Annotated in this window: 1 protein-coding gene; it reads left to right on the forward strand. The window is 46.1% G+C overall.

Going from position 1 to position 1,746, the window contains the following annotated elements; all coding sequences use genetic code 11:
• Nucleotides 1-1,659 (forward strand): VirB4 family type IV secretion/conjugal transfer ATPase (locus BOW52_RS16750; RefSeq protein ID WP_078485222.1); only part of this gene is annotated, 1,659 nt, incomplete at its 5' end.
• Nucleotides 1,660-1,746 lie beyond the last annotated feature (87 nt).

Below are 1,746 nucleotides of genomic sequence, written 5' to 3' on the forward strand. Positions count from 1 at the left end.
GAAATGCCGTTTAACTATCGCTGGAACACTCGCTTTATCTATATGGATACGATTGAGTCAGTCAGCGAGATTAAAAAGTATCGCCGTCATTGGCAGCAGAAGGTTCGGGGTTTCTTCTCACAGTTGTTCCAGACAAATAGCGGTGTTGTAAACCTCGATGCTGCGGAAATGGTAGGGCAGGCTGATATCGCCCTGGCTGAAGCTAATAGCAGCGTTGTTAAGTACGGTTATTACTCCAATACAATAATCATTATGGATGAAGACCAGGATAAGCTGGAAGCTTATTGCCGGGAGACCCGCAAAATTGTGCAACAACTTGGTTTTACCGCCTCTATTGAAGGCGTTAACTGTGTTGAAGCGTGGTTAGGTTCCTTACCAGGCCAATCAAAGCCAAACGTACGCCGCCCAATGCTTCACACTATGCACCTATCAGATATGCTGCCACTTACTGCGATTTGGCCTGGTTCTGAATTTTGTCCTTCAAAGAAGTTCCCTGACAACTCACCAGCGCTAATGCACTGCTCTACTGTTGGTGCTACCCCGTTCCGGTTGAATCTGCATGTTGATGATTTGGGGCATACTCTGGTAATCGGCCCAACTGGTACCGGTAAATCTACCCTGCTTGGTATTATTGCCGCACAGTTTTGCCGTTATCCTGGTGCTAAGGTGTTCGCCTTCGATAAGGGAAACTCGTTACTACCCCTGACGAAAGCGGTTGGCGGTCTGCATTTCGATATTGGCCATGATGATTCTAAGCTGGCATTTTGTCCTCTGAAGTATGTAACGTCTGATTCTCAACAAGCCTGGGCAGAGGGATGGATTGAAACACTGGTATCTTTGCAAGGGGTAACTGTAACTCCGCGACACAAGAATGAGATTCACAACGCCATGACTCTGATTAAACAGAGTGGCCATGATGGTCGTTCCATGACTGATTTCGTTACCAATCTTCAGGATAAAGAGCTTTCCGAAGCACTGAAGCATTACACCGTATCCGGTGCTATGGGACATCTACTAGATGCTGAAGACGATGGTTTAGACGTTTCTCGATTTGTTACTTTCGAGATCGAGGAACTAATGGATATGGGCGAAAAGAACATGGTCCCGGTTCTGCTCTACCTATTCCACCGCTTCGAATTAAGCCTGGATGGTAGCCCAACTCTACTTGTACTGGATGAAGCCTGGTTGATGCTAGGAAATGCTGTTTTTCGCGAAAAAATTCGCGAGTGGCTGAAGGTCCTGCGTAAAGCCAACGTGGCAGTTATAATGGCTACGCAGAGCGTTTCTGATGCTGTTAACAGCGGTATTATAGATGTGCTGAAAGAGAGTTGTTTAACCAAGATACTGCTTCCTAATGACGTGGCACAGGAAAAGGGTTCCCGTGAATTTTACGAGTTCTTGGGGCTGAACAGCTGCCAGCTAAACATTATCACTCATGCGACCCGTAAACGTGATTATTACTATATGTCACCGCTCGGCAAACGCTTGTTTAACCTTAATCTTGGCCCTTATGCACTCGCATTTGTTGGTGCCTCTAGTAAAGAGGAGATTGCTAGGGTTCGGACTTTAGAAAATGAGTTTGGTGATTCATGGACTGATCAATGGTTGAAGGAAAGGGGGGTCAACATGAACCTCCCCCAGTTTCACGGGCACTTTTAATAAGCGACAGTGTCGCTCCATAGGAGTCATCCAAATGACTAGAAAACGCAAGCCATATAAGACCTACACCAAAGAGTTCAAATTAGA

The sequence above is a fragment of the Solemya pervernicosa gill symbiont genome, from assembly GCF_002020875.1.
Taxonomy (GTDB): domain Bacteria; phylum Pseudomonadota; class Gammaproteobacteria.